This is a genomic window from uncultured Campylobacter sp., from assembly GCF_963517995.1.
GTDB lineage: Bacteria > Campylobacterota > Campylobacteria > Campylobacterales > Campylobacteraceae > Campylobacter_A.
This window is the reverse complement of record NZ_CAUQHQ010000096.1, coordinates 1-8,379: the sequence shown is the minus strand read 5'-3', so window position 1 is coordinate 8,379 and position 8,379 is coordinate 1. Positions and strand designations below refer to the sequence as shown.

Annotated in this window: 9 protein-coding genes and 2 tRNA genes; 6 read left to right on the top strand and 5 right to left on the bottom strand. The window is 46.8% G+C overall.

Going from position 1 to position 8,379, the window contains the following annotated elements; all coding sequences use genetic code 11:
- The 3 genes from RYL88_RS09430 (at position 1) to RYL88_RS09420 (ending at position 366) form a co-directional block, all read left to right on the top strand.
- Positions 1-74: transfer RNA gene (locus RYL88_RS09430), tRNA-Cys, on the top strand.
- 17 nt (positions 75-91) lie between these two features.
- Positions 92-247 carry a hypothetical protein gene (locus tag RYL88_RS09425; RefSeq protein ID WP_297965737.1) on the top strand — a complete coding sequence of 52 codons (156 nt, stop codon included), beginning with the start codon at positions 92-94 and terminating at the stop codon, positions 245-247.
- 29 nt (positions 248-276) lie between these two features.
- A tRNA-Ser gene (locus RYL88_RS09420) sits at positions 277-366 on the top strand.
- A gap of 1,458 nt (positions 367-1,824) precedes the next feature.
- Here RYL88_RS09420 and RYL88_RS09415 read toward each other — a convergent pair.
- The 3 genes from RYL88_RS09415 to RYL88_RS09405 all read right to left on the bottom strand — a co-directional run bounded on the left by RYL88_RS09415 (position 1,825) and on the right by RYL88_RS09405 (position 5,542).
- A complete protein-coding gene (locus RYL88_RS09415; RefSeq protein WP_314990849.1) occupies positions 1,825-2,664 on the bottom strand; it encodes a polyprenyl synthetase family protein in 840 nt (279 codons plus the stop codon).
- A gap of 1,175 nt (positions 2,665-3,839) precedes the next feature.
- Complete coding sequence (locus RYL88_RS09410) at positions 3,840-5,228, bottom strand: PDZ domain-containing protein (RefSeq protein WP_314990847.1); 1,389 nt, start codon at positions 5,226-5,228, stop codon at positions 3,840-3,842.
- Positions 5,225-5,542, bottom strand: a complete 318-nt coding sequence (locus tag RYL88_RS09405) for a YbaB/EbfC family nucleoid-associated protein (protein ID WP_002947064.1) — start codon at positions 5,540-5,542, stop codon at positions 5,225-5,227. The genes RYL88_RS09410 and RYL88_RS09405 overlap by 4 nt, the downstream gene beginning before the upstream one ends.
- A gap of 232 nt (positions 5,543-5,774) precedes the next feature.
- On the opposite strand from RYL88_RS09405, the gene RYL88_RS09400 reads away from it, so the two are divergent.
- The 3 genes from RYL88_RS09400 to RYL88_RS09390 all read left to right on the top strand — a co-directional run bounded on the left by RYL88_RS09400 (position 5,775) and on the right by RYL88_RS09390 (position 6,914).
- Positions 5,775-6,089, top strand: coding sequence for a hypothetical protein (locus RYL88_RS09400; protein WP_314990845.1), 315 nt, complete (start codon positions 5,775-5,777; stop codon positions 6,087-6,089).
- A 211-nt stretch (positions 6,090-6,300) separates the two neighbouring features.
- Positions 6,301-6,678, top strand: a complete 378-nt coding sequence (locus RYL88_RS09395) for a hypothetical protein (protein WP_314990843.1) — start codon at positions 6,301-6,303, stop codon at positions 6,676-6,678.
- A gap of 95 nt (positions 6,679-6,773) precedes the next feature.
- Entirely contained in the window at positions 6,774-6,914 is a 141-nt protein-coding gene (locus tag RYL88_RS09390; protein ID WP_314990841.1) for a hypothetical protein, read from the top strand.
- Between the two features lie 20 nt (positions 6,915-6,934).
- Here the strand turns inward: RYL88_RS09390 and RYL88_RS09385 are convergent, their stop codons facing one another.
- Both RYL88_RS09385 and panD read right to left on the bottom strand, forming a co-directional pair.
- Positions 6,935-7,360 carry an EFR1 family ferrodoxin gene (locus tag RYL88_RS09385; RefSeq protein WP_314990839.1) on the bottom strand — a complete coding sequence of 142 codons (426 nt, stop codon included), beginning with the start codon at positions 7,358-7,360 and terminating at the stop codon, positions 6,935-6,937.
- Positions 7,361-8,031: 671 nt separating this feature from the next.
- Positions 8,032-8,379 carry an aspartate 1-decarboxylase gene (gene panD, locus RYL88_RS09380; RefSeq protein WP_185898326.1) on the bottom strand — a complete coding sequence of 116 codons (348 nt, stop codon included), beginning with the start codon at positions 8,377-8,379 and terminating at the stop codon, positions 8,032-8,034.

Genomic DNA, 8,379 nt, shown 5'->3' with positions numbered 1-8,379 from the left:
GGCGACATAGCCAAGTGGTAAGGCATGAGCCTGCAAAGCTTTGATCCCCGGTTCGAATCCGGGTGTCGCCTCCAAAATTTAAGGAGAGAAAATGCGTTATTTGCTAATGCTATTATCTGCTACTTTTTTTATGGTCGGTTGCTCAAATACATGGCACGGCGTCAAAGAGGATACGAATAATGCCGTTGAGTGGTCAAAGGAAAAAGTCAATAAAGGCGCTTCCTATGTTAAGGAAAAAACCGAATAAATTTGGCTATAATTAGCCAAAATATTTTACGGGAGATGGCTGAGCGGTCGAAAGCGGCGGTCTTGAAAACCGTTGAGGTGTGAAAGCCTCCTGGGGTTCGAATCCCTATCTCCCGGCCACTATTTTACTAAAATATATCTTTTTTGTTCTGCATTTTATTGTTCTTAGGCATTTTATACCTTTATTTTTTAGAATTTAGGATAAATATATTTTGTTTTGCCAGTTTTAGGTTTCTGTTGCATTGGTTTATTGGGTAAGGTATACAACGACTTTTAGATAAATAATAGATTTAAGTCAAGAATTTTACGCATAAATTTACGGTGGAGCGGTTCATACATCTCGCCTATGTTAAATTCTGGTATATAAAGACCTAAACAAAGAGTATTGTGCCGTCTTTAGCGTAACTATAGCTAACGATAAATATTATACTAAACGCGTATTTTAGTGCTTTGCCGTGGTTATCTTACCTAGCTCAATCCTCTAGCCCTTTAAGGCCTTGGGTACCTAAAAATTAGTTTAGAATGGCTGACGAAGTCCTCTGCCTTTTTGAAGTTCGCTTCTGGTAAGCAGTTTGTAACAGCGCTCAGTAAAACCAGTTAGCTGATTTATCAAAGTCGCCATATTTTAAACAACTCATAAATAGTATCAATATCTTAGGCAAAAGCAAATATAACAATGTATGCCATTTCGATATGCCTACGGCCTTGAAAAGCTTGCTTTTTACGTCTAAAGTACGTATTTATCTATCTAGCAAGCTATCTTCGCAGCGTGCGGATAACGTTTATATACGTCGCGTTAAGGCAGTGCGACATATTTTAGCTTGACGTTTTGAGTGGGTTTACAAGTGCTTAGATTAACCGATCTTGGAGTCAAACGCTTGCCCATCCGCATTTTTATTAAATTTATGTGCTAAATTTAACTTCATAACTTCAAACGAAGCGATTTTGAGCCATATATTAATTTGGTCGCATTTCATGCGAGATTTTATACTGTTTGCACCTTAGTCTTAAGCCCTGCGATCAGCAAAAGGTAGAGATTTATTTAAGATTTGTTCAATTAGAATGGATAATAAATTTAATGTAAAATATACGCGTTTATTTAATTTTAGCACACGTCCTTTTGAATTTATATGGCCAAATAAGTCGTAACCCGGTAAAACCCACCAACAGAATTAAAAATTTACGCGAAATAAGTGCGAGCCTTTAACACAAATATTTAATTTATCTTCAAATTTTGATTATCCAAGATGTGAAATCCAGCTAAATTTAAGTACCGGCGGTAGGTGTTTACAATTTTAGCGCGCAAAATTTAAATATGCGCTAAAAACTAAGGCGGCGGATTTGATAGCGATACGAACGCGGCAGCGCGTAATTACCCACTTAAAAAACCCGCGAGTAAAACGGAGCCAAATTTAATATAAGCGCATAAAAACGGTTGCAAATTTGACGAACTGTAAAGCTTGATAGTTTAAACCGGCACAAAGCGATAAACAAAATCTAATAGTAAGCAGTTAAAATGTCGGCTAATTTACATTAAATTAATATTTAAGACTATATCCGAGATAAATTTAATCAAATTTAGCGTAAATGCTTGTCAATAAGACCCGTCACGATAGCGCGGATACCCGCATGCACGCTGCCTAGCTCGCGCTCTATCTTTGCGATGAGCTCGTTTTTGGCCTGCACTGCGCCCTCTACGCCAAGAAGGTTGGTAAAGGAGTTTTTCGCGCCGTCGTTATGCGTCGGTTTGCCCGCAGTTTCGGCGCTTTGCGTCGCGTCGATGATATCGTCTGCGATCTGAAACGCCAGCCCCAGATCGAGCCCGATGTCGTATATGCGAGCAGCCTCCGTCTCATCTAGCCCCGCCACGACGCAGCCTGCTTGCAAGCTTGCCGCGATGAGGCGCGCGGTCTTGTGGATATGCAGAAATTTTAGCTCCTCAAGCCCTAGTTTTTGATTCTCGAAATAGCAGTCCACCGCCTGCCCAAGCGCCATGCCGTAGATGCCTGCGTTTCGGCTTAGGATCTCGACGCACTTTATGCGCGCGTCCGCGTCTAGCGGAGCCCTTGCTATTTGATAAAAGGCGTGGGTGTTTAGCGCGTCGCCCGCTAGGATCGCCGTTACCTCGTCAAATTTGACGTGCAAACTAGGCTGTCCGCGGCGCAGATCCGAGTCGTCCATCGCGGGCAGATCGTCGTGGATGAGCGAGTAGCTGTGCATCGTCTCAAAAGCTAGCGCGACGTGAAACGCCGCCTCTTTGCGCTCGGGACGCACCGCGGCTACGACGCCTGCGACTAGCATAGCGCGAAAGTGCTTGCCGCCGGATTTTAGCGTATATGAAAGCGCCTCGTCAAAGCACGGATGAAAGCTAGGGTTGCTCGGCAAATGCGCACTCAAAAACGCCTTAAACTCGGCCAAAAGCGCGCCTTGGTCGGGGGCGCTAGGTGCTGTTTGCCGTAAATTTGAGCCGGAAGTAAACGATGAGCTCTTGGCTGTGTTTAGCGAGATCAAATTTACTCGGTTTTTCGGGCTTTCGGATTTTATTTTAGTTTTGTTCGCGTTTAAAATTTGAGGCTGATTTTGAGACGAGCTCATGCGTAAGCTTTGCGCTTGATTTTTATCCGTCAGCAGCGCCCGCGACTTGCTTAAATTTAGCCCTTTTTCGTTAGCCGGATTAGACATTCTTTGCTGCAAATTTGGGCCTAGAGCGTCGTTTGTGTAAACCCGTATTTTTTCGCCGCCAGGCGATATCTGCGCTAAATTTCGCTTTTGTTCGGTGCTAAATTTTTGAAATATCGCCGGTCTTGCAAGCGACAAGCCAGGAGCCTGATTTCGCACAAAATCTCCGCCGTTTTCGCAGGCTAAATTTGAAACTTTCATTTCCGAAAAAGTCGCGCATTTTAGATGGTTTTTGAACGATTTAAGAGCCTTGGTCTCGTTAAATTTACGCGGTAAAATCAGGCTGCGCGCGCTTGGTAAATTTTTGTCCGAATTTACGCTAAAAACCCGCGCCAAACTCAAGCTTTGCAGCAAGGTTTTAAAGCGAGCGAAATTTGATTTTAAGGCTTTATCTTCCGCGTAAATTCGCGCGTTTAATCTTTCCTTTGAGGTTTTATAATTTTGCATTTTTTCTCCGTTTCGTTTTTGTTTGACAAAGACATCCCAAATCGCTCTAACCGCCGAACAAATCCTTGCTTGCTCTAAATTTACGTATTTTGCAAGGTTGCGTAACGCCTCTAAAAGCTGCGATTTTACACTACAAGCGAGCAGGTCGCCCACTTCGCAACGAGGCTAAATTTAACCGGCAAATCGCCTTGCCGCTAGATTAAACCGTGGCGCGCGAAAGCTTAAATTTACGCCCGAAAAACCGTCTTGCGCTTAAAGGGCGGCGGTTTTAACGCGCAAAAATTAAGCATGCCCAAAAAAGCTAGCCTTGACGCAAGGGGGCTTAGAGCGCCGCAAAGCCTGACGAATCTAGCGCCGAATTTTTTGCGAAACAAACAAAAGCGACTCAAAAAGCTAAATTTGCGTCCGAATCCCGCGCCGCAAAACAAGCAAATCTATCTCCGCGGCCGTCCAAAAACGCCTAAAACCTACCGAGCGTTGTAAAAAAAGTCAAAGCCGTCTCGCCTAAAAAGCAAGCGTTGTCCTCGATTTTTAGCTATGAGCGCAAGGGCTTCTTTGCGATTTTTCACGATTTTAGCGCCTACTTGTATTAGCTTATCGCCGACTCTGAGGCCAAACCTCGCCGCATCCGACTCCCCGTCCACGCTCTTTACCCTTAGTTTTTCGTCAAACGTCAGTCCGTAGAGCTTTCGCACGTTAGAGGCGTCCGTATTTCGCGCGGGCTGCGGTTTTGGGGCTATTTTTGTGATATTTTCGTCCGTTTTAGGCGCGGTTTTTTGTTCTTTTTTTACTTCGTCTGAAACCGCGGCGCTAAATTTTACGACGTCTTCGCCGCGCCTTATCTCAAATTTGAGCCGCTCGCCCTTTTTAGCGAACAAAATCCTCTCGTTTAGCTCACGCAGGCTCTGCATTTTTTCGCCGTTTACGCTCAAAATTTCATCCCCCGCCATCAGCGCCGCGCCGCGTCCGAGCGGATCGACTCCCTTTACGTAGAGTCTACCGTCTCGCTCCTCAAATACCGCGCCCACGTCGCCGTAATACACGTCTTTATACGCCGCAAAGTGCCTTAGATAGCGGCTCGGGACGAATTTATCCCCGCCCACGGCGATACCGCGTAGTTTGCAGCAAGGGCTTAGCACGGCGCCCGTGCCGTTTACGTCAAACGTGAGCGCGTCCAGCTCGCCTAGAGCCTGCGCCTGCGCCTTTACGTGGCCGTAGACGGTCGCGTTTAGATCGCGAGTGACGCTGACCCAGTCGCTTTTTTTCGTCGCGTTATCCTCAGTCATCTTGGCAGGCTCGAGTTTGGCGTCCGAGGCGACCAGATAGAGACCAAGGTACGGGTCAAATTTGACGTAGTTTTTCACGGGGATTTCGCCTTTAGGCACGGCGATTAAATTTGGCGTGATCGCGATGCCGCCGTTGCCCGCGACGTTTACCATGGCAGGCAGATTTTTCTCAAAGCAAGCGTTAAAATCATCTTGCGTCGGGCGCGGCTCGGCTCTAAGCGACGCGGTAAAAGCGCAAATCATAAAAACCGCAAAAAGCGGAGAGCAAATTTTGCGAGCTAAATTTGCCGTAAAATTCGCCGCCGTTTTGGCGATCAGACTAGTTTTTTGCGAAAATTCGCGCGGATTTAGAGGGGCGCCAAATTTTACCGAGCGCGCGCGCAAATTTGAGCCCAAATTTACGGCACTCTTTACGGCGCGAGCGGCGCAAATTTGACTCGCAAACGTAACCAAATTTACCGAGCCGTTTTGTTTATCGGCGACGCAAATTCGCCCTTCCCTCAAAGGTAAATTCGCTCGCGCGAGCCCCAAAACCGCATCCAAACGGCGCGAGAAAGCTACGCGTTTCATTGCCCTAGTCCCATGCCGGCAAACCCGCCCAGCATCCTTGACGCGGCGTTTTTGCGGTCGTCCTCGATCATCTTTAGTACGTCGTTTACGGCACTGATGAGCAAGATCTGCAAGCTCTCCTTGTCCTCCAGCAAGCTATCGTCGATGCTGATATCGAGCACCTCGCCCTTGCCGTTTGCCCTGACGCTAATGAGCCCGCCGCCGCTTTTTACGCTAAATTCGCGCTTTTGGCTTTCCTGCTCGATTTCTTGCGCCTTTTTTTGCGCCTCCTCGAGCATCTGCCCCATTTTTGAAAAATCGATCCCCTCAAACATAAACATCCTTTCAAATTTCGCGTTATTTTAGCCAATTTAAGCTAAATTTACTTTTTTAAGCTTTGCAATGCAAGTTTCGTTCCCGCCTTTAAAACTCGCGGCGGATGCGAGCGCGGACGGGCAAATTTAAGCCCGAAAAGCCGTCAAATTTGAGGGTAATTTTTATCAAAAGGGGCTAAAATGGGCGACTGGGGTTACAAAGCGTACGAAAACGACGAGGCGGCGGACTGGTTTGCGAGATTTTGGGAGAGTAAAAATTTCGATCTATATAGAAAGCACGGCGGCAAATTTTGATCCCAAAAATGAAAATTACGATGAGATCAGAGCCGCTGCGCACGTTTTGGCCTGCTTTGGCTCGCCGTATGCGTGTCCGCCCGATTTTTTAGACAAGCTATGCCCGACCGTCCTACGGGTCGTTTGGATCCTGGGAAATATGATCGACCCGCCTGATGAGGCATGGGATTTCCTTGAAATTTGGGAAAACTCGCCGGAAATCATAGCCGAGGTTAAGCGGCAAATAGAGGAGCTAAAAGCGTACCTGGGCTAGCTAGTAGGCGGCGGAGCAAATTTGTTTTATCTTGGCAAATTTACGGTTTTCCTCTGAGTCTAAAATTTGGCGCCCCCAGCTACTTTGCGGGTAAATCCGGCACGCCCGGCGCAAAACCGCTAAGCCCAAACGATGCGCAAATACGGTATAATCAAGCCAAAATAGCATCGCCAAAGGCTAAAGCGCCTAGGCAAAATAAAAAAGGAACGGCTTGTTAAAATTAAATAAAAATTTTATTTACGATACAGACAGCGTTTATGTTATCAAAATCGCAGAAAATTTATATTCGTTTGCGCAGCATCGCGGGAATTCGTTTTTTGAATTTTTTAATATATTCTTTACAAAAACCGAACAAATAAAGGACATAAGCATAAATTTAAACGAAATAGACGTTTTATTTACGCAAAGTTGCGCGGCGAATAGATTTAAAGATTTTTTCGTAGCCGCAAGCGACTCCGTAGCGCCGAACGCAAGACGGATAGAGAGCGTTTACCTGCACCCTTTTGTCTATCTTTTGTCTGCCTCGCAAGACGGCGAAGCTACGCCATTCGTTAGTCTTGTGCGGTTAAAAGATATTTTAAATCATTAGACTACGAGATCGTTGTACAAAGGCTAGATGAGGAGGGAAATTTACGCGAAATATATGCGTATAATTCATTCGGCATGGTCGGCGCGGCGCAAAAATTGCAAGAAACCCTGCAAGACTACGCAGAAACGGGCGTTTTGTGGAGCCGCGAAAAGAGATTTCTTTTCCCGACCGTATCTAGCGAGAGGCTAAGGCGCCATGTCCGCGACATCGGCAAGAAACCCGAAATAATATCATAAGGCCCACGCGAGTCTCGTTTTTACGGGGCGTGGCATGATTTTTCCAGATTTTTTGCTTTGCCTAGGATCGTTATCGCCTTTTGCCTGCATTTGTTCACGCATCTGTAGCAAATCGTGCAGCGCTCGCCGAATTTTGCCTTGCCGCGCGCGATTTTTATATTTCGCATCGGACAGGATTTCGCACACTCGCCGCATCCGCTGCACCGCGCCGTATCAAGGCTCGGTTTACGCTTAGCAAAGGGCGTTTTGTCCCAAATTTCCATCCACAGCCCCTGTCCTAAAAGCCCTGTGATGCGGCATAGTATCCCCAGCCCCTCCTGCGGCGGATTGCCCGCGGCAAATGCCTGCGCAACGCGCTCTAGTTTGGCGTTTGCCTCCTTTATCACGCGCTCGTTTTTCTGCGCCGAATAGCTAAAAATCGCCACGTCGAGGATAAACGCGGGCATTCTAATATGCGCGCCGCCCGTTATCTTCGCGCCCGTCCGCCTTAGCCCAAATTTTACCGCAAATTTGACTCGTCGCCATAAAAAGTAAATTTAAACGCCGCCCGCTTTAAGCCTAGGAACGGCGAATTGTTTGCATAAAGGCAAATATTTTTACCGTAAATTTTAGGTTTTGTCGCGAGCAAATAATAAATTTATCAAACGGCTAGCGCTTGTAACCGTAAATTTTTAAGCTTTGCTCGCCGACTCATCTTAAATTTACCCAGGTGCCCTAGATAGAGCGCTATGGCATGAAGGTTCTGGCCTTTGCGCTCGGACGGTAGTAGCGCGCCGCGGCTAATAAAGCCATAAAATTTCGCAAATTCTACGCATTATATCTTGGCGTAAAGCGTTGTATATTCGCTGGTCGTGAGGCGCTGCGAGACGTAATTTTGCAGATGCCTTGCGGTAGCCCTCGGCGGGTACGGCAAATCTAATCTCGTTTACGCAAGAACCGAAGAAATCATAAATCTCGCAATGTCTTACGGGCAAGCCTTCTGCGCAGATCGCCGAAAAGAGCCTGCGCTATTTTGCGTCACTCATAAAGCCGAAGCGAAACTCGGCTAGTTTTTTATCCAGCCGCACTTTGTGTTTTTGTTGCGGGCGAGACAAAAGCTCCTCAAAACGGGACTGCGTTATTTTACGATCTCGTTTTGCTCGTTTACCTGCACGATTTTTGGTTCGAAATCTCTCGCTTTTTTGGCGCTAAGAAGCGCGTAAGCAACGATGATGACGACGTCGCCGACGCAGACTTTGCGTGCGGCCGCGCCGTTTAGGCAGATCTCGCCCTTTTTCTCGCCGCGGATCACGTATGTGGCGAAGCGTTCGCCGTTATTGACGTTTAGGATCTCTACTTTTTGGTATTCGCAAAGCCCCGCAGCCTCGATGAGCTCGGGTCCGATCGTGACCGAGCCTACGTAGTTTAGGTTGGCGTCCGTCACGCGCGCGCGGTGGATTTTGCTTGATAAAATTTCGATTTTCAT